19 protein-coding genes are annotated in these 21189 nt (G+C 38.1%); 5 read left to right on the top strand and 14 right to left on the bottom strand.

Annotated features, from left to right (window positions below; all coding sequences use genetic code 11):
• Positions 1-86 precede the first annotated feature (86 nt).
• The 8 genes from AC07WY_RS01580 to AC07WY_RS01545 all read right to left on the bottom strand — a co-directional run bounded on the left by AC07WY_RS01580 (position 87) and on the right by AC07WY_RS01545 (position 8871).
• Complete coding sequence (locus tag AC07WY_RS01580; RefSeq protein ID WP_494735561.1) at positions 87-2291, bottom strand: OsmC domain/YcaO domain-containing protein; 2205 nt, start codon at positions 2289-2291, stop codon at positions 87-89.
• Positions 2292-2537: 246 nt separating this feature from the next.
• Entirely contained in the window at positions 2538-3128 is a 591-nt protein-coding gene (locus AC07WY_RS01575) for a TerD family protein (protein ID WP_004720371.1), read from the bottom strand.
• Between the two features lie 17 nt (positions 3129-3145).
• Complete coding sequence (locus AC07WY_RS01570; protein ID WP_004720370.1) at positions 3146-3862, bottom strand: TIGR00266 family protein; 717 nt, start codon at positions 3860-3862, stop codon at positions 3146-3148.
• Between the two features lie 14 nt (positions 3863-3876).
• Positions 3877-5184 carry a VWA domain-containing protein gene (locus tag AC07WY_RS01565; RefSeq protein WP_494735560.1) on the bottom strand — a complete coding sequence of 436 codons (1308 nt, stop codon included), beginning with the start codon at positions 5182-5184 and terminating at the stop codon, positions 3877-3879.
• 116 nt (positions 5185-5300) lie between these two features.
• Positions 5301-5879 carry a TerD family protein gene (locus AC07WY_RS01560; protein WP_004821595.1) on the bottom strand — a complete coding sequence of 193 codons (579 nt, stop codon included), beginning with the start codon at positions 5877-5879 and terminating at the stop codon, positions 5301-5303.
• Between the two features lie 2 nt (positions 5880-5881).
• Complete coding sequence (locus AC07WY_RS01555; protein WP_239045606.1) at positions 5882-6994, bottom strand: DUF475 domain-containing protein; 1113 nt, start codon at positions 6992-6994, stop codon at positions 5882-5884.
• A gap of 16 nt (positions 6995-7010) precedes the next feature.
• Positions 7011-7586 carry a TerD family protein gene (locus AC07WY_RS01550; RefSeq protein WP_004821599.1) on the bottom strand — a complete coding sequence of 192 codons (576 nt, stop codon included), beginning with the start codon at positions 7584-7586 and terminating at the stop codon, positions 7011-7013.
• A 58-nt stretch (positions 7587-7644) separates the two neighbouring features.
• Positions 7645-8871, bottom strand: coding sequence for a TerD family protein (locus tag AC07WY_RS01545; RefSeq protein WP_494735559.1), 1227 nt, complete (start codon positions 8869-8871; stop codon positions 7645-7647).
• A 365-nt stretch (positions 8872-9236) separates the two neighbouring features.
• Here AC07WY_RS01545 and AC07WY_RS01540 point away from each other — a divergent pair, with 365 nt between their 5' ends.
• Genes AC07WY_RS01540 through AC07WY_RS01520 form a run of 5 tightly spaced genes read left to right on the top strand, consistent with a single transcriptional unit; the run spans position 9237 to position 14171 of the window.
• Positions 9237-10193, top strand: coding sequence for an ATP-grasp domain-containing protein (locus AC07WY_RS01540; protein ID WP_228128950.1), 957 nt, complete (start codon positions 9237-9239; stop codon positions 10191-10193).
• A 5-nt stretch (positions 10194-10198) separates the two neighbouring features.
• Positions 10199-11320, top strand: coding sequence for a phosphoribosyltransferase domain-containing protein (locus tag AC07WY_RS01535; RefSeq protein ID WP_303576066.1), 1122 nt, complete (start codon positions 10199-10201; stop codon positions 11318-11320).
• Positions 11310-12089 (top strand): HAD family hydrolase, encoded by a 780-nt coding sequence (locus AC07WY_RS01530; RefSeq protein ID WP_303576065.1) that lies wholly within the window; start codon positions 11310-11312, stop codon positions 12087-12089. Before AC07WY_RS01535 ends, AC07WY_RS01530 begins: the two co-directional genes overlap by 11 nt.
• Entirely contained in the window at positions 12082-13248 is a 1167-nt protein-coding gene (locus AC07WY_RS01525) for a cysteine protease StiP domain-containing protein (protein WP_303576064.1), read from the top strand. The genes AC07WY_RS01530 and AC07WY_RS01525 overlap by 8 nt, the downstream gene beginning before the upstream one ends.
• Positions 13245-14171, top strand: a complete 927-nt coding sequence (locus AC07WY_RS01520; protein WP_303576063.1) for an HpcH/HpaI aldolase/citrate lyase family protein — start codon at positions 13245-13247, stop codon at positions 14169-14171. Before AC07WY_RS01525 ends, AC07WY_RS01520 begins: the two co-directional genes overlap by 4 nt.
• Before the next feature lie 27 nt (positions 14172-14198).
• Here AC07WY_RS01520 and AC07WY_RS01515 read toward each other — a convergent pair whose 3' ends face one another.
• The 6 genes from AC07WY_RS01515 to AC07WY_RS01490 form a co-directional block, all read right to left on the bottom strand.
• The gene (locus tag AC07WY_RS01515) at positions 14199-15728 is read right to left on the bottom strand and encodes a helix-hairpin-helix domain-containing protein (RefSeq protein ID WP_151801412.1); all 1530 of its coding nucleotides are present in this window, start codon (positions 15726-15728) and stop codon (positions 14199-14201) included.
• A 43-nt stretch (positions 15729-15771) separates the two neighbouring features.
• Positions 15772-17649, bottom strand: a complete 1878-nt coding sequence (locus AC07WY_RS01510) for a PP2C family serine/threonine-protein phosphatase (protein WP_494735558.1) — start codon at positions 17647-17649, stop codon at positions 15772-15774.
• Between the two features lie 158 nt (positions 17650-17807).
• The gene (locus AC07WY_RS01505; protein WP_262086087.1) at positions 17808-18860 is read right to left on the bottom strand and encodes a TerY-C metal binding domain-containing protein; all 1053 of its coding nucleotides are present in this window, start codon (positions 18858-18860) and stop codon (positions 17808-17810) included.
• 103 nt (positions 18861-18963) lie between these two features.
• Entirely contained in the window at positions 18964-19599 is a 636-nt protein-coding gene (locus AC07WY_RS01500) for a vWA domain-containing protein (RefSeq protein WP_004821620.1), read from the bottom strand.
• A gap of 14 nt (positions 19600-19613) precedes the next feature.
• Positions 19614-20258, bottom strand: coding sequence for a TerD family protein (locus AC07WY_RS01495; RefSeq protein ID WP_419336476.1), 645 nt, complete (start codon positions 20256-20258; stop codon positions 19614-19616).
• A gap of 17 nt (positions 20259-20275) precedes the next feature.
• Positions 20276-20914: a vWA domain-containing protein gene (locus AC07WY_RS01490; RefSeq protein ID WP_494735557.1), complete on the bottom strand. Its 639-nt coding sequence runs from the start codon at positions 20912-20914 to the stop codon at positions 20276-20278.
• Positions 20915-21189: the final 275 nt, after the last annotated feature.

Below are 21189 nucleotides of genomic sequence, written 5' to 3'. Positions count from 1 at the left end.
GTTGAATGATTTATCAAATATCATTTTGAAAAATAAAACCCAAGACGAATCTTGGGTATTTCACTTAAGTTATCAATAAAACACGTTTAACTTGCTAAGCCAACTGCTTTAGCACGTGCCTTATGTAATTTCTTATAACTGTCAATAAGTCTTAAATGACGATCAAGCCCTTCAAGCTGCATACTGGTTTCAGTCAAACCATAAAAACGCATATTGCCGTCTAGAGAACCAATAACTGCATCCATTCGTTCATCACCAAACATACGACGGAAATTCGCTTCATAGTCATCTAAATCCATGTCGTCATCTAGTTCAACTTCAAGCATCACATTCATACACTGATAGAACAAGCCGCGTTCTACAGTATTGGTATTGTATTGCAGGAATTGTTCAACTAAATCTTTGGCTTCTTCAAACTGTTGTAAAGCAAGATAAATCAACAGTTTTAACTCAAGGATGGTCAGTTGCCCCCACACAGTATTATCATCAAATTCAATCCCAATTAAAGTCACGATATCGGTGTAATCATCTACCTCAACGTCTTCAAGACGTTCAACTAAAGCTTCTAGTTGCTCATCATCTAAACGATGGATATTTAAGATATCTTCACGGAATAACAATGCTTTGTTGGTATTGTCCCAAATTAAGTCTTCAACCAAATAAATTTCAGAATAATCAGGCACAATAATACGGCAAGCTGTCGCCCCTAAGTGCTCATAGACTGCCATATAGACTTCTTTGCCCATTTCTTCAAGAATGTTTAGCATGGTCTTTACTTCTTCAGCATTGGCATTTTCACCCGCACTGCTAAAATCCCATTCAACAAAGTCATGGTCTGATTTTGCACTAAAGAAACGCCAAGACACCACACCACTTGAATCGATAAAATGTTCAACAAAATTATTCGGTTCAGTCACCGCATTACTGCTAAAGGTTGGTTTAGGTAAATCATTTAAACCTTCAAAACTACGACCTTGTAACAACTCAGTTAAGCTACGCTCTAAAGCAACTTCAAGCTTAGGATGCGCACCAAACGATGCAAATACGCCGCCTGTACGTGGATTCATCAACGTGACACACATCACTGGAAATTCACCACCCAACGATGCATCTTTAACCAAGACTGGAAAGCCCTGTTCTTCTAGGCCTTTAATGCCCTCAACAATACGCGGGTACTTTGCTAAAACGTCTTCAGGTACATCTGGAAGTGCAATTTCTCCCTCTAAAATTTCACGTTTAACCGCACGTTCAAAAATTTCAGATAAACACTGTACTTGAGCTTCGGCTAAGGTATTTCCTGCACTCATACCATTGCTTAGATATAAGTTTTCAATCAAATTTGATGGAAAATATACAACTTCTTGATCTGATTGACGTACAAACGGTAATGAACAAATCCCACGCTCAGTATTACCTGAGTTGGTGTCATACAAATGTGTACCTAACAATTCATTGTCTGGGTTATATACCTCTAATGTATATTCATCCAATATTTCTTTAGGTAGCGCTCCATTTGGTCCTGGTTTAAACCATTTTTCATCTGGATAATGTACAAACTCAGCATTGGCAATGTCTTGACCCCAAAACTGGTCGTTGTAGAAGAAGTTACAATTTAAACGTTCAATGAACTCGCCTAATGCCGAAGCCAAAGCACTTTCTTTGGTTGAACCTTTACCATTGGTAAAACACATTGGAGATTGCGCATCACGAATATGTAATGACCATACATTTGCAACAATATTTCGCCATGAGGCAATTTCTATTTTCATTCCCAAACCTGCCAGAATCTCTGACATATTGGCAATAGTTTCCTCTAAAGGCAGATCTTTACCTTCAATATAAGTTGAGCTTTCTTGTGCTAAGTTTGGCATGAGCAATGCTTGTGCATCGGCATCAATACTTTCAACTTCTTCAATAACAAATTCAGGACCTGTTTGGATGACTTTTTTAACAGTACAACGGTCGATCGAACGCAAAATACCTTGACGATCTTTATCCGAAATATCCGCAGGCAGTTCAACCTGAATTTTAAAAATTTGTTTATAGCGGTTTTCAGGATCGACAATATTGTTTTGCGATAAACGAATATTATCTGTCGGGATGTCACGAGCTGCACAATACACTTTGACAAAGTAAGCAGCACACAAAGCAGATGATGCAAGAAAATAATCAAAAGGACCCGGCGCAGAGCCATCACCTTTATAGCGAATGGGTTGATCAGCAATTACTGTAAAGTCATCGAACTTGGCTTCTTGTCGAAGATTGTCGAGGTAATTGACTTTGATTTCCATGTGGGCACCTAAATATTCTTATGTGTTGGCATGGACACATAAAATTTAAATATTGAAAAATAAGCCGAATCACGGAGAAGAAATTGACTTAAAACGAACCAACCTCAACTGAGGTCAGTAATAATGGACGCTATTATAGAATTATTTTACACAATTGATAACTTTAGAATGGAAAGTTTGAAAATACTTTAAACAAAAGCCATTTCTAGAAATGGCTTTGTTGATTAAAAATTTTTACAGCCGCGCTTAAAGCACTGGAATGATCGAAGGAAGCATGTCATGAATGGTCTTACCATTACAGGTATCGCCAATCGCAGACATTTTCCATGCACCATTGTGGCGATAGACTTTAGCGATAATCAAGGCAGTATAATTGCCTTTGGCAGAAAGGTTATATTTTGCGATTTCAGTATTGGTATTTGAGTCGACTAAACGACAAAATGCATTTTCAACTTTTTCAAAAGTTTGACCACGGAAACTACTAATTGTAAAAACCAGTGCTTTGACTTGTGGTGGAATTTTGGTTAGATCAACATGGATCACTTCATCATCGCCATCACCAGCACCTGTACGATTATCCCCTGAATGCCAAATACTGCCATCCTTACTTTTTAATTGACCGAACCATACTGCATCAAGCGGTTGATTGTTTTCATCAAAAATAATGACAGACGCATCAAGGTCGATTGAATCACCACCACCGCCACCAAAAAGACCACCTAAAAATCCGCCACTCTTCGCCACATCCCAGCCTGCACCAAGATAAATTTTGGTCAAAGATGAACCATCACCTTTTTCTAAAGAGATTTTTTGACCTTTTACTAAACTAATACTCATGTGTTTCCCTCATAGATTTAATTGTTTCTATTTAAATTTAAAGCTGAAGATAACCATGTGAGGTAACTCTTGCGATTTCGGGAACAAATAATGACTTTGCCATTGCCCCTAAACTTAAGCACCATACCTTCACCACTGGTAAAACTATTTAAAAGATTTCCAACAATTCCGCGGTTTTGTGAACTTGGCATCCCAATGTTGTAACTTAAAGACGAATCCCATGCCACAACATGACCATTATCAATGGTGGTTTCTCCATTCTGAGTGCTTACATCAACTTCCATTAAGGTGCCACAACCAGAAATACACAGTTGCCCTTGCCCAGATGATTCCATCACCACAAAACCACCCGTATCACCAAAGAATCCACCACCTAAATTTGCTTGAATCTTGGCTTTGACATTGACATGTTCTGTTGCGGCAACAAAAGCCCCATCAGATAAAGTGTATTGCTGAGGCCCAATGTTAAGAATTTGCATATCTCCATCTATGTTTGGAGAAAGTAGACACTGTCCATGACCAAATGATGCTTTGATTTCTTGCTGAAACAGCGATTCACCTGTGGTAAATCTACGCATAAATGATTGAAATAAGCCGCCTCGTAAATTCCCTGCTAATTCTAAATTTTGTTCAATCATGACCATTGCATCAGATTCACAAAATATTTTTTCTCCCTGTACCAAATCGACCAATAGAAATGGTTCTGGGCTGCCTACAAGTTCAAATTTAGCCATCGATTGTCCTCACTTTATCGAATAATATTTTTATTTTTCGCTTCTTTTAGCCACAGTGGAAATTCCTGAAGCAGCGCATCATACAGTTGTGCTTCAGGCATGCTTTGAATATTGCTCATTTCAAAAAAATTGCAATTATCTACCACTCGCCCATCCATCGTATCGAGTTGTTCCAACACACCGTAGTTACGACCACCGATACCCACGAACTGCCAAAAAATAGGAAAACTGGATGCATTTTTAAGAATATTTTTAATCTTTTTACTTTCACTGACCCCACCATCTGAAACAAATACCACATAAACGGGTAAGTGAGATGGGTTTTCTTGGGTAAAATATTGAATCACAGCGTCAAGTACAGCTGGTTCATTATTATAACGTGCACCCGCTTTCCACTTTGGATGACCGCCTTGATCTGTATTGACAAAACTTTCTAAGTTGTTCAAGGTTACATCGCTTAAACGCAATGATTTTTCTGCAAATGCCCAACACTCAAAACTACCATCATCATCAAAATTGACTGCCAAGGGCATAATTCGGTCGAGTACTTTTTGCACATCACCTTTTATATACTGTTGGTGCATTGAACCTGAATAATCGAGCACTAAAGCTACGCGAGCTTTTACATCGAGTAAATTATTTTTTTCTAAACTGATCAAAGACTTTTTAGTAATGTCTACCAAATGTGGTGCTGCATTTTGGATTTTATCCAATACCACTTTCTTTTTCAGATCAATCGTAGATGCGCTATTGCTTATCGATGGGTTTACTGTTGATGGAGCTGCTGCTGCACTTTCTTCAACCTCTCCCCCAAAGTGCTCAACCAAAGCCTTTAAGCCACCATTAAAACCTTGACCAATGGCAGCAATACGCCAAGCATCACTTTTAAAGTAAATCTCAGTCAGCATCACAGCTTTTTCTTGGCTAAAATTAGAACCATTTAAAACATAACTGGCAACAATCTGACCCTGTTGATTAGCTAACTCAACCTGAATCGATTGTATATTTTGGATTTGAGACTGTTGATTGGCTAAGGTTGCACAAATAACAAAACGTGACGTTCGCGCTGTATCTATCTTGTTTAAATCAAAGGTAAAATTATGTATGTTGCCTTGAAGCTGATATTGAACTTCGCCTTTCGGAGTCTGTGGCTGATTATAGAAAGTCATATAATCATCATGGAAAAGTTTATCGTTTGGCGCAATACCAAAACTAGAAATATCGATTTCAAAAGGTGCTTGAACTTGTACACGTACTTTAAACTGTGTCTCTGTCTGCAACAATTGGTGAAGTGCCAGTTTTTGGCCAGTAATGAATTGCATTGTTGTTCTCTATTTAGTACTTGAAAATAATTTTTACTGTGTTCATAAATGAACCGATTTAAACCGAATCACTTTCAAGTACTAAAAGATAAATCTTTTAGTACTGATTTTAAAAATTAAACTGCAACACCATAACTTGCAGCCAAAGCGCCTAAGCCACCGTTAAAACCTTGACCAACTGCTTTGAATTTCCACTCACCGCTATGACGGTATAATTCACCAAAGATCATCGCAACTTCTGTACTACCGTCTTCAGATAAGTCAAAACGAGCAAGTTCTTCTGCATTGCTATCTTTATTGATTACACGGATATAGGCTTTGTCGACCATACCGAAGTTTTGACCATTTTGTTGGCCTTCATGAATGGTTACAGCAAATACAATTTTAGCCACATCTGCTGGAACTTTAGATAAATCAACTGAAATTGTTTCGTCATCACCATCACCGTCACCTGTACGGTTATCGCCGTTATGGTTGACAGAACCACAAGGAGAAGTTTTTTGGTTAAAGAAGATGAAGTCGCCATCTAAACGAACTTTGCCATTTTCACCAGTCAGAAAAGCAACAGCATCCAAGTCAAATGCTTTACCATCTGTCACACGAGGATTCCAGCCTAAACCCAAGTCTACTTTATTCATTGTAGGCGCTGTTTTAGACAGGTTGATGTTACCGCCTTTTGATAAATTAATAGCCATTTTTAGTTTCCTTTGTCAGTTGTTGTTTCAAGAGATTGTTTTTTACTATAAGAAATTGATGAGATCACTGCCCAAACAATAAACGCGACACCAATCAGACCTGTTACGACTTCAGGTACATGTAAGCCTGTACCACTTGCAAGCATGATAAATGCAAGTGCACCAATCGCATAATGCGCGCCATGTTCTAAATAAACATAAGCATCAAGCGTACCTTTTTCTACAAGGTAAACCGTCATCGAACGCACGAAGATTGCACCGATTGCCAAGCCCAGCATAATAATTACCACATCACTGGTAATTGCAAAAGCACCGATTACGCCATCGAAACTAAAAGACGCATCAAGTACTTCAAGATACAAGAAGCCACCAATACCGCCTTTGATAATTGTTCCTGTGACTGGTGCACCATTATTTGAACTGGTTTGTTCAGTCGCTGGTTCTTGCTCATCATCATGTGAACCGCCTTCAAGCAAGTGTCCGATCACCTGAACACCGACATAAACCACAATTCCCCAGATCCCTGCCATAGTTACAACAAGGCGAGAAGATTCAGGTACAAAATTAGCCATAACCAATAATGCACATAATGAAATAAACACTGAAATCGCTTGAATATTGCCTAGATCAGCGAGTTTTGATTCCAACCAATGGAACCAATGCTCATCTTTTTCATCATCAAATAAGAAGTTAAGGAACACCAAAAGTAAGAACATACCACCGAATGCTGCAATTTCAGCATGGTGTGCCATGAGTTTTTCAGAGTAGGTTTTCGGATCGTTCAGCGCAAGTTTCGCGACTTCTATCATCCCCATGTCTGCAGTGACGCCAACAATGAGTAATGGAAAGATTAAACGCATACCAAATACAGCGATAACAATACCGACTGTTAAAAATAAGGTTCGCCAGAAATGATTCCAGTGCTTAAGTACTGAAGCATTTACCACAGCATTATCAAATGATAAAGAAACTTCCATTACTGCAAGAATTGCAGTAATTGCCAATGCCTTGAACATGGTCATTAAGCCGGCTTGGGGCCCATGTGTAAAACCCCAATACGCTGAAATTGCTAAACAAATGATGGTAAAAAGAATCGAAAAGCGAAAATGTTTCATCCATTGAACTCTTATATTAGATGCTTATACCGAACTGTTGGCACATTGCGCTTAAACCGCCAGCATAACCCTGTCCTACAGCTCGAAACTTCCACTCACCGTTGTGGCGATATAATTCACCAAAAATCATGGCAGTTTCTGTTGAATAATCTTCATTCAAATCGAAACGAACAATTTCAGTATTGCTTTGATCATTTACCACACGAATAAACGCATTTTGAACTTGACCAAAATTTTGACCGCGACTTTCGCCTTCATGAATAGTAACTGTAATCGCAATCTTTTGAACATCTGCAGGTACTTTTGCCAGATTAATACGAACCGCTTCATCATCACCATCACCCGCACCTGTACGGTTATCGCCTGTATGTTCAACAGAACCTTCAGGTGAACGGGTTTGGTTATAGAAAATGAAATCATGTTCACCACGGACTTTACCGCTTTCACTTAATAAAAATGCCGAAGCATCTAAGTCAAAATCTGTTCCGTCAGTTGCACGCGCATCCCAACCTAAGCCGACCAAAACTTGGTTTAAACTTGGGTCAGTTTTGCTTAAAGATAAGTTGCCACCTTTGTTTAATGAAATTGCCATTTATATTTTCCTCTACTTTATTGCAGTGTGCATTGGTTGTTTAAATATATGCAGTCAATTAATTTTTAGAACCATGTGTCCATCGGAAACCGAAACCATAATGTTCATCTAAATATTTTTGATCTTTAAAATAACGAACTTCTCGGTTGGCTTGTATAGTGCCATTGTTATTCTTTAATTCTACAATAGAACATGTTGTCAATTGATTACCATCCGTCAAATGAACTTCAATTTCAGGTTGATCTGGGATCTTAATGGTAACCACGCCATCCGTTGCTGCCCATTGCGCAGCACCTTGATAAATATAAGCATAAATCACAATACGCTCAATTTGATCCCACTGATTACCATTAATGTGCAGATTTTCACCCTGTACAGATGAACCAGTACGATCATCGCCATCAAGCTGAATAAATGGTTTGATCTCAAAACGACCAAAACGATTGCCCAGCGGTTGCACTAAATCAATTTCACCATTTTTAAGTTGTACCATCGCACCAAGATCCAGATCTATTGCACTTGAACCCGATAGTTTCTGAAAAAATGATTGGGATTTGGGCTGGCTTTTATTCCAGTTTAAATTGACTGAAATTTTCCCAAAACCATTGCCTTTTTTGCTTAAATTGATGGATGAATTGTTTTTATCTAGTCTGATTTTAGACAAATTAATATTTGAATTTGAATTTGAATTTGAATTTGAATTTGTAGGTGTAGGTGTAGGTGTAGGTGTAGGTGTAGGTGTAGGTGTAGTGTTTTTCACTTCATCGGCAATCACAACACCAAAGTTTTCTGCCAATGGCTTTAATCCACCATTAAATCCTTGGCCAACAAAGCGAAACTTCCATTGGCTGTTATGTAAATAAATCTCTGCAAGGATTAAGGCTTTTTCAGTTCTATTCCGAGTGTCCAAATGTGCAGTCGCAATACGCTGTTGTGCTGCATAAAGCTCAATATCAATCGGAACAATATTTCCAATGGTGTTTGGTTCATTGATCGTGACACAAATGGCGATTTTTTGAATTTGTGCATCTAAAAGTGCAGTATTGATTTTTAATTTGGTGAGATTTGGATTCTTCGATGACGATTCTAGCAAAACCACACTTTGATTGGATGTTTGACGTTGTCCATAAAAAATCATGTCCTGATCACCACGCACTTTAAGCGTGCCTTGGGCCAGTAAATACGCAGTAACATCTAATTCAATCTCAGAAGAAAAACCTGTTTTGATACAAATTTCAATATCCTGAGCAGGTATTTGAATATTTCCACCAGCAACCAGCTGCATAAACCCTCCACTTTATAGATATATTATCGCTTTTTGATAAAATGAGTTTAAAATCATATGTTATTCAAATGAAGTTTTTTAAATTAACTTTCTTTATAAAAAACAAATAAAAATAGATGTGTTATGTTTTACCATAAAAATGACTAATCTCAAGTGTTTCAGTGTTTTTTTTCTTGGGGTTTGATTACTTTTACAAAATATTAAAATTAAATATTGTATCACTACGGGGAATTGTTATATTTTCCAGCGCATCAGATTAATCGCTTTAAAAACTTCGTTATTCTTTATAAAAATTTGAGATTAAATTACCCGTGCTACAGCAATATAAAATTTGGATCGCCGAGTGTTATTCCTGTCAAAATGATATGATTCAATTACTGAAAAGTTCTAATATATCAAAACAACTGACTATATTTTGTTCTCATAGCCGTAATCGCCCCGAACTTGCCTTAAGTGCTGATGTTTATCTTCAGCAACCTGCTATTTCAAAGAGCGCTGAATGGTTATTAGAACAATGTATTGAACACAATATTCAACTGCTCTTCTGTGGAAAGCACAGCCAACATATTGAGCCGTTTAGAGCCCAATTTGAACAACATGCTATTCAGTTGATTACTGGTACACTCAGCTCAGAACAGCATGAGTTGATGAACAATAAATACCAGTTTACCTTACATTGCGAAGCGCAAAATTTATCTGTCATTCCAGCGTTATTAGCAAATTCCACAGAAACGCTGAAAAGATCTATTGAAACATTGCAGCTACAACATAGTGAGATCTGCGCTAAGCCTGTTTATGGGGTTTATGGTGCAGGTTTTGTCCGCTTACAGAATCATGTGTCGTACTTTAAAAACTTTAGCTCACCAACCAAATGTAATACTCAGCAATTTATAGAGGCATATAATCAACAGGAAGAGCCTGTTGAATATCTGATTATGCCTTATTTGGCTGGGCAAGAATGTTCAGTTGATATTGCTTGTAGTCAAGGAAAGATCATTGCTCAAGTAACCAGAATCAAACATGTTTATTTTCAAGAATGTTTTTTGCAACATCCTTGTCATCAAATTTGTATAGATTTAGTCGATTATTTTCAATGTGATGGACTAATTAACATCCAATTTAAACAAGATGAAAGCTTGCAATGGCATATTCTTGAGATTAATCCACGCCCTGCTGGTGGTTTTGCTTATACACAACATACGGGAGTCAATTTAATTGCCGAACTGATTGCTGAAAAATTAAATTTGAACTTAGTTCGAGCACCGCAACAATCGCCTGTTAAAGCTTTACCGATTGCCCATAGTATAAAATTGGATTTGTAATATAGATGAAGCATATAGATTTAAGTCGTGGGCGAATCACTGTTCAAGTTAACCAACAACATAGCCACTGGGCTTTAGATGATTTATTAGATTTTGCAGAAAGAATTAATCCTAAAAGAGCATTTTTATTTGTTTCCAAAGTATTGGGGAAACATATTCCTGTTGCACCCTCTGTCATGCAGCGTAGCTATAGCGATTTAGCCAGTTTAGTGCCTACAGATTTAGCTGGGCCAATTTGTGTCATTGGTATGGCTGAAACAGCCGTCGGTTTAGGTGCTGGGGTTTATCGTGAATTAAAAAAACAACATGGCAAAAATGCGATTTTCTTAACCACAACACGACACCCTGTATCGACTTTACCGACATTGGGGCTTTTTCTAGAAGAACATAGTCATGCACAAGATCAGTTTATTCTAAGCAGCCACGATCCAGTTAAACATCAGCAAGTGGTTGATTCAAAGACCTTGATTTTAGTTGATGATGAAATTTCAACAGGAAAAACCTTTAAAAATCTGATCAATAGTTTAACCAATTCCGGTTTGCAGCAAGTTGAACGCGTAATATTGGTCACGTTGGTGAACTGGGCTGAGCACAGTCTTGCAACGGATGAGCTTGATATCCCTGTGGAAGTGGTTTCATTATTGCAAGGAAATTGGCAGTGGCAAGCGAATCAACACAATATTCAGGTTAATATGCCCAATGTCAGCTCCACTGAGCAACAGGCACAGAAAATTATTGCACCAAATAATTGGGGGCGTGAGCCAGGTTATTTAGAATGTAAGCCATGGGAACATATTCACATCAATCATCCAGGCGAAAAAATACTTGTACTTGGTTCAGGTGAGTTTAGTTGGATCCCTTTTCTTATTGCAGAACAGTTGGAACAACAAGGTGCTGAAACATATTTTAGTTCAACAACCCGTTCACCAATCATGCAAGGACATGCAATAAAAAGTATTTGCCAGTTTCATGATAACTATGGGCTCAATATTCAAAACTTTGCTTATAACGTAAAACATCAAGAATTTGATCGGGTGCTTTTGGTGATTGAAACACATCAAGATAGTGTAGACCCAAGCTTGTTTGAACAAATTAAAAATTTGGAAGTGATCAGTTATGAACCCTAAACCTTTGGTCTTTGTCGACTTGGATGACACTTTATTTCAAACTTATCGAAAACAACAACCGACACCACAACATCAAATGGTGACTACAGATGTTTCTGGACAACCGCTTTCATATATGAGCCCAAAACAGCAGTCTTTTTTGAATTGGTTGCTTGAATCTGCTGAAGTTGTGCCTGTGACTGCTCGTTCAGTTGAAGGCTTTAAACGTGTACAAATCCCCTTTCAATATGGTGCGATTTGTTCCCACGGTGGCACGATTCTAGATCAGAATTTAGCCGTGGATACAGACTGGTTTGATCTTCAAAAACAACATGAAATTCAACTCAATGGCATACTGACTGACTTGCCAGATGCTTTGCATGACTATGCCAAAGATTTGGGTGAAGTCAGAACTTGGACCTTGGTTGAAAATGAACTGAGTATTTATTCTGTCGCAAAACAAAAACAAGCTGGTGCGTTATTTTTAGATCAGCTTGTTGAAAAATTACCTAAAACGCTACTAGAACAATGCTATATCCATATCAATGGCAATAATCTGGCGATTATTCCACATCATGTCAGCAAACAAAGCGCGGTTGAGTTTTATATTCAAAAACATGATCCGCAACGGGAACGTATTATTTTAGGTTGGGGCGATAGTCTATCAGATGCTGGATTCCTCAGCTGTTGTGATTGGTTTGGAATGCCGAAAAGCAGTCAGTTGGATAAGTTTCTCAATACGCAATTAAGCCATGATTTTGACACTAAAGGATATTTAGGTCATGTCTAATGCATTGATTACACCACTCAATCCAATCTTGAGTAAACTTGGCTTTCACGGTTCATATCGTCCCGAAGATGTCACTTTTTTGATGCAGATTGATGATATTCAACCCACTGCTGTTGAAGAAAAAGAATATCTGATCCAGTCAGGAAAAATGCACTATTCACAAATGATCGGTGCTGAACATCCGCCAACGGATGAACAGATGCAACATTATCAGCATGCCTTTGAACAAGGTGCACAGCGCCTTGCCGAAGAAGTTCAGAAAATTGGCAACAGTTTGATGCAACGTTTTCCCAAACAAGAGATTGTTTTGGTGAGCTTGGTTCGTGCTGGTGTTCCTTTAGGTGTTCTACTCAAGCATTACCTTGAAAAGCATCAGTCTTGCTATCACTATGGTATTAGTATTATTCGTGATCGTGGTGTTGATTTTGCTGCACTGCAAGCGATTATTGAACAACATGGTGCTCAGAATATCGTTTTTGTAGATGGCTGGACAGGTAAAGGCGCAATATGCAAAGAACTCACAAAAAATCTACAAGACATTCCTGAGCTCTTTGATGAAAATTGGCAGATCCCGCGTTTAGTTACCCTGTCTGATTTGGGTGGTTATTCTTGGTTAAGTGCCAGTACAGATGATTGGTTGATTCCATTTGGGATATTGGGTTCAGTGATCTCTGGACTGACTTCTCGGACGATTTTAAAAGAAAGCATAGAACAGCAAGATGCCCGAAACAATTGCTACCAGACACAAAAATGGCATAGTTGTTTGATCTACGATCAGTTAAAACCTTATGACCTTTCTGTTAATTTTATTGAGAAAATACGACTGTTGATTGAACAAAACCCAACTGATAAACAGGTGAACTGGAACAATCAAATTCGTTTAGTACAACAGCAGCAATGTGCAGAAACGATTGACTGGATTGCAGCACAATATGCGATTCAAAATATTAACCATATAAAACCCAGTATTGCTGAAGCAACACGTGCAGTTTTAAGACGCATACCTGAGCGAATCTTATTAAAAGACGAATCTAATCCTCATGTACAATTATTATTGCACTTTGCACGTGAGCGAAATATTCCAGTCGATATTCTGGGAACAAAATTAGGTCCTTATCACGCAGCAACATTGATAAAAAAAGTAGAGAAGAACAAATGAAGCCACTTTTACACGCCATTGAGCTTGGCGCGACCATGTATATTCCTGCAACACATGAACAATTGTGGGAAGTTACCCAAGGAATTAAATTTCCGCAGATTAAATCAATTGCGGTATGCCTTGAAGATGCTGTACTCGAATCAGATGTTCAAACGGCAATGGTTAATTTAAAACATTTATTGCAAAGAAGACTGGATGAACCCAGTTTAAAAGCCCCTACCATTTTTATCCGTCCTAGAAATATGGAAATGGCGAAGCACATTGTCGACTGGGATCTAAATCAAACATTTAATGGCATGATTTTGCCCAAGTTTAATGTATTTAATCTCAAAAATTGGATGAATGTATTACCTGCCAATTTGCAATATATGCCGACGCTTGAAACCAAAGAAATCTTTGATGTGGCACACAATATTGAACTTTACCAAGCCCTTAAATATGACTTTCATAAAACACTATGTTTAAGAATTGGTGGCAATGACCTCTTGTCCTGTTTAAATTTGCGTAGACCCAAAAACACCACGATTTATCAGACGCCTGTGGGCATTTTGATTTCACAATTGGCGGGATTATTTATTCCCAACGGTTTTCAGTTGAGTTCACCTGTGTGTGAACATTTTGAAAATACACAGCTATTGATGCAAGAGCTGGAACAAGACATGAATAATGGAATTTATACCAAAACGGCAATTCATCCTGCTCAAATTGGTCATATTCATCATGCCTTACAAGTTCAACCTGAAGAGTTCCATGAGGCTCAGTTAATCTTAGCCCACGATGCTAAAAGTGTATTTAAATGTCATGGTTCAATGATCGAACCTGCAACCCATAAAAATTGGGCTGAAATGATTTTACTCAGATATAAAACTTTTGGTTTGGTCAAATCATCGTGTTCAACACATGACAAAATATTGGTGGTATAAGCCTTGATTAGAGGTTGAAGCAGCAAATTATGCTTCAACCATTTGTACTACAGCTAAACGACCACCATCTTGTTTAGAAAATAAAATTTGAACACCATCTTTTAATTCAATTTTACCGCCAATCGGGATCTGCGTTTTATTGGCAACATCGGTAAGATCAGGCATATCTTCATTAACCAACCACCATACATCATTATGTAAGACGAAATAGCCTTTTCGCTTGGTCTGTTCTGCGGTCAAGCGTTCATTCGGTGCAATCATATTATTGGTATGCCATGCGTAAATAGATTGGCCTGTCCACACCATTAAACGATGATTATCAGGTCTAAAATTACCTTGCTGCCGTGCTGAGTATAAATTGAGAATGGGTAATTTTCCTTTAAACGGCGTATGGCAAAATGGACATTCAGGTTTAGTGGAATTATCAAACACATACCACTTTTGACCACAACGGTGATTATGACACGGCTGAATCAAATCCACTGTTTTAACCAAAGCTGTTTCCCAGTCGTTGGCTGAGGGGCGCTTGGCAGGATCATGTAAACCTTCGACAAAGCTTTTGATAAAGAGCTCAGACAAATACGGTCCAGTCACTGTAAAAGGTACTTTTGCAGGATCCCCCCATGGTTGCTGACTGACTTTAAGTTGAGTCGGTTTCACCTGATTACTATGATCTGTTGGGTGTTCAATAAACAGCGCTTTTTCACCCATTCCCAGCGTTTCATCCTTTTGCGGATCATTCATATCATGAATTTTTCCACCACGTAACGGATGTCGATAGAGCAAATACATATAAATCAATACCGCCAAAGCATGTTTATCTGTCGCAATACTGGGTAAATAACGATCAGGATTGTCTTTGGATAAATGACTGGTGCGTACCACTTCTGGCGCAATAAAATCAGGAGTACCGACAACGTCAGGTGGGTATTTTCCAGGTACCACCAAACCATCAACGTCAATAACACTAGCACTGCCAGAAACAGGATCGACCAAAATATTTTTATAAGATAAATCTGAATGGGCCAAACCAGCAGCATGCATACGGCGTACTGCGCGGGAAATTAGAATTCCTATTTTAAGGTAATTTAGCCAAGTGCCTTTTTCTTTGTCGTCGAGAAATCTGTTTTGGTTATTTGCACTTGCAAACCATTTCCCTTCTTTTTCTTTGCCTTTGATTTGCAGAAAATCATTATTTTTTGAACCATATTCAAAGAAAAATTGTTTTCTATAGGTTGGGGCGGTAATCCCAAGCAAATTATTATATTCAACTAAACCGTCGGGCCAACAGAAAATATTTTTCCAATAGTCCCCACCAATCCCATTAAAGATACTTTGCCATTTATTGCCTACAATTTCTTTTAAACGATCTTTTTGCTGCTCAAAGGTGGCTTTAGAGTCATAAAACTTATTCTTTTCTTTACTGAAAAAGCACACCACATAGCTACGATCAGGTGAAAAATATACATCTTTCATTGCACCTGAACCGATAATTTCATCTACAAATTCAATTTCACGTCCATCAACGGTGGTACATTTAATAATTTTTGCTGACATACTTGCCACCTTACACTATATTCTTCAAATACTTAGATATTATTTATACAGATATTGTTGAATGCTTATTCCATAATACGGCCATGGTACGATCATCATGATGCCCAGCTGTAAAGAAATGCATCCATTCCAACAATGCTATATCAGCTGCTTCATTCTGTAGCAACGGATCCAGTTCACGGTATAAACTTTGCCATTTGTCAAAATTGGATAAGCCAGAATCTGTTTCAAATTTTGGATCTGAAATACCATCTGTCATCAACATAATCGCATGGGTATCTTTAAAGCAGCCTATTTTTAAACGGTTTGGAAATTCTGTTGCAATACTCAGATCTAGAAACTTGGTCTGTCCTGCATATTCACCACCATCTGGAACATTCATCAGACGCACATTGTCCTCGCTATATACTGCGATTGCACCGTCTCCCACTGAAAATGCACTGATAAAGGTTTTGTCAGCTAATTTACATACGACCGCAACCAGCAATGTGGTTGAAAAATCTTTAGTATTTGCCCCAATCTGTTCTGCTTGTAATTTGATTTGGTTAATAATTGATTTATAAATTTCATAATATACATGATGAAACTGCTCATTTAACTTCTTGGCAACTGCAACAGTTTCAGCATCCTGACTGCCCACTTGCCATTTTTCTAAGTCAGCAATCAGGCTTTCAACCGTGTGTGGATTTAAATAGTTTTTAAACTCATTTTCAACAATCTCTACCGCAATTCGAGACCCTTCTCTGGAGTATTGCGCACTGCCCGCACCATCTGCCACAGTCAAGACCGACCAAGATGTATTGTCAATTAAGGTAATCGAAAAATCGTCATCTCTAAATAAGCCTGCATGTTCATGTGAACGGCCACGACGACTTGCAGCGATAATTTTATAGTCCACGGCATCAATCAAGGCTTGATCCAAATGTGGCTTGCTAAATTTTTGCCCAGACTCAGGTTCAATGACTTTCCATAAACTACGTGGGTCTGCAATGATATTCAACCGACACTGGGCGGAGCGTGTTTCTCCATCAGCGATAAACTGAAAAGAAAATTCGATTGAATCTGCTTGTAGTGGTTCACCATGAATACGCTGTGTGGCTTCATCGAAATAAAAACTTGTATCTGGAAATTTAAAGCTTTCAGATTTGAATGTTAATTGATTGACATCATGTTGTGAAATCACTGAAATTTGAGATTGATAGTGTTGTCCTACTCGGGCATTTTCAACCTGAAATTTAATGTCTTCATATTTACTTCGTCTAAACACAGATTCGATCTCTAATCTATTCTTCTCAGTTTCAGAAGATATTATTTCAGGGGTTGAGCTTATATTTTCAGAATCAATTGTCAGCTTGTTTTCTAAATTGGGTTCAGTTGTTAAGGCTGATGTTTGCTCGACTTGATCTGCAACAACTTGCTGTTCAACTTGTAGGATCGGTGCCAGTTGTAATGTTGTATGAAGATCTAAAGTGATATTTTGCGTTTCGGAAATTGCTCCAACTGAGTTGGTGTTTTCAGATGATGTATGGAGTTGATCCACATTGACTAAAGGATCATCACAATTTTGTTGAATATTTTCATCAAGCTTGACGTGTTCATCAACTCTAGTGTGTTGATTGGTTCCAGTTTGCTGATTAAGGCAGGCTTGCTCTTGAACATTCTTTTGTACAGTGGCTTGGGTTCTATCCGAGCTTATAATTTCATGCTGAGACTGTGCAGCAGATGCATTATCCAATAAATCAGCTTCATGAATATTGCTCAAACGCGGTGCAGCTATCTTCACTTTTTCCAATTCGTTGATGAGTTTTGAAAGTTGTTTGAGATTTTGTGGATCACTTAATAAAAATTGTGAAAAATCCTCACTGAAATCAGCAGGATTTTGTTCCAAAATTTGCTTTAATTTGCATACATCACTGTCCATTTTACCCTCTACTCATTTTTCTATTCTATTTGCTTGGTCACTTGGTCACTTGGTCACTCACCAATCACGATGCACTTAAGCGTTAAGCGATATAGATTTTTAATATTGTTCAATGCAGCAATGCTTTAATAATGTATCAACACATCAACCGATAAAGCCTAACCTTGCCCACGGGTTAAATCAAAATCTCCATCACCAGAAGAAAAACTGATTTGTCGACGACACCACGGGCAAACCACAGATTCCCGATAGCCGTCATAACACATCAAATTACCGCATCCACATACCGCAAAAGCGGTCTCAGAAAAACAATGTGGACATTCAGGGAAACCATCGAGTTCAGCCGTATTGATCTGCTTATTGGATGCATTATGATCTGACCAAGTAAAATACTCCTCAGATATCGCACTACAGGTATCTAACTTAAAATTATAGATATTGATGTTTAAATCAGCTGGGCCTTTGTACTGTAAATTACGTATATATTTGATGATATAAGGTTTATTCATCTTTTGGCAGCGACCGACAAATATCGCACAATGATCATCAGCTTTATTTTTTTGTAGAGATAATGCATCTTTTGCCAAGCGCATATAACGCTCATCAATTGGCAATAGGTCATCTTTTTGTTGATGGCTACCAATACTGATACTTTGTGACACTACAGAGGCTGTGATCCACTTACACAAACCTTTGACATATTCTTGATTGATCTGGTCAATTGAAATGGTATTTTCAGTGATCTTACTCAACACTGAAAAATCAACATCTGCACCTAGACCAATGGCGACGACAGTCGCTTTATGCGCATATTTGGTATTCCAACGTTGAATTGCCTGATCATATTCATCGGTTGGACGACCATCAGTAAATATATAGACCATTGGCTTCCAGTCGCCTTTGACTTCACTGGTGGTTTTCATCACATAACGATCAATTTCCTGACCCAAATGATCTAAAGCTTTACCCAAATGTGTCCCACCACCCAAGGGCAAATTAAAATGATTAAAGGCAAATAACTCAGTTAAAGGGACCAATGTTCTGACAATCCCTGCATATGCAATTACTGAAACATATACAGTTTCAAGCGCATAAGGATCTTTCCTTAAACTGCTTAAAATAAATTCCACACCCTCTTGAACTGATTCAAGCGGCTGCCCGACCATTGATTCAGAACAATCGAGAACAAAAAATACCGGTAAACGGCGCATAACTTCACCTACATTATTTTTATCATATTATTCACATATCTAAATCAAACAGATAAGCGCTGATCTATTTGATTTAGTATTTTTATCGTCACATCATATTCAGTTATAAAACCAGCTGAATTTCGGCGGGTGGTGGTGGTAAAGAAATTGAATCGGATACTCCTGCACTACTGCTACCAGCAACCACACTTGCAGAAACCCACTTAAAGAAGCTGGCAAAACTATTTGAGTCCATGGTGTCTAACACAACCACTTGATCCGTCAGTTGTAGCAAAGATTCAGTTTTCGCTTTTGGCCCCGCAGCACAAGCGACAATCGTGGCAAAGTTAAGCTGTTTAATTGTGGGAACGATTTGCTGATAAGCATAGACATCTGAGGGTGAACCATCTGTCATCAAGAACAATAACGGGCGCCAATCACCTTTAACATCATTGCTACTTTTCTGTACATTCTGTTGTACTTCCTGAGCCAGTAATTCCAATGCTGCACCCATAAATGTTGCTCCCACATTGGGTACATCTAGATCGGGAATTTGAACTTGATCTAAAGGGGTAAGCGGTAAATAAACTTTTGCTTCAATATCAAAGGTGATCACACTTAAATACACGCTTTCAAGCGCATAAGGATCTTGCCTTAATGCACTGAGCATCGACTGCAAGCCAACATTCACCGAGTGAATTGGCTCACCACGCATAGAGCCAGATGTATCTAATAAAATATATACAGGTAAACGGCGCATTATATTCTCATTTTTTAACTATATTTTTTTAACCAATCCACGAAATTATCCGCGGGTGATGCATTACCGACCGCATTAAATTTCCAACCACTATTTTCTCTGACCAGTTCAGCAAATAATAATGAACGTTGTTGATCATATTGACCGATACCTGATAAATCAAAACGCACCATTTCTTTGCCAGTACCATCGACAGCACGAATAAAGGCATTTTTCACCTGACCAAAATGCTGATTATTTTTTGCACCATTGTAAATTTGCACAATAAAAACAATCTTGTGATATTCAGCTGCCAAGCTATTTAATTTGACAATAATTTGCTCATCATCGCCGTCGCCAGCACCTGTACGGTTATCTCCAGTCAGCCAAATTTGCCCTGAACGATGTTTTAAATTATTAAAAAAGATAACATCACTATTTTCGAGTGTGGCTTGACCTGCGGCATTCCAGCCCAGATCTTTTACTTTTCCACTGGCATCACATAAAAATGCCACCACATCTAGATCGTGTTCTTCGCTCTTTGCACCTGAAAATAATCCGCCTAAAAAGCCTTTCTTTTGCTCAGTGATATCCCAACCGAGTCCAATCGTCACTCGTTCTAAATCATGTTTAGATTTTTCAAGGCTGAGTCCTTGACCTTTCGCCAATGTAATTGCCATGCTAGTTTCCTTTATTTTTATAGAACCACATTCACTTCAGGTGGTGGTGGTGGAAGATCATTTAAACCTGTGACTTCTTTTTGACCTGCATCTACTTTTTGGCTACCTGTAGAAATACTTGCAGAAACCCATTTAAAGAAGGCTTTAATGGTATTTGAATCTGCAGTTGCAAGTTCTACCACAACTTCTGTAATTTGTTTGAGAATACTGCTATCTGCATTATGCCCCGCTGCACAAGCAATAATCATCCCCGTCTTGGCTTGTTTTAGTTTTGCAAAACCTTTAGTCCAATCATCCGTTGGTGCACCATCTGTCATAATAAAAACTAAGGGTTTCCAGTCACCACGGGTATCAGGTGTGGTTTTTTGCACTTCCTGATCAATTTTATCTGCCAGTAATCCCAGTGCTTCGCCCAACTGTGTAGTCCCTGTTGCCTGTAATTGAGGGGGTTGAAACATCGCAATTTCAGTTAATGGAATCGGTTGTTTGGCTTGAGTATCAAAGGTAATAATAGACAAATAGGCTGTTTCGAGCGCATAAGGATCTTGTCTGAGTGAAGAAACCAGTATTTCAACACCATTTTTAACCGCTTCAATCGGTTCACCATGCATCGAACCTGAGGTATCTAATAATAAATATACGGGTAATCTTCTCATTTGTTTATCTCTGTTGAATGTCTCGTTAATTTTTAATCTTTATGCATATGTTTATATAAAAAATTGAACTAAAAACAAAGCTTTTTTATCATTTTTAATACCTAATTTTTTATCCAAATATCAAATTTTGCTTAAATCCGCTGTTTTTTAATTGAGCTTATCCTGACATATTATTTGTTTTATGCTGGGTGATATTTTAAAAATAATCGCAGAATTCTAAGCTATAATTGTTCCATTACTTACCTTAATCTGAATCCTCAGATTTTAAAGCCCAA

Source organism: Acinetobacter sp. GW821-FHT01C12 (assembly GCF_059422625.1).
Note: the sequence above shows the minus strand (reverse complement) of the source record. Positions and strands in the feature narration are given on the sequence as shown.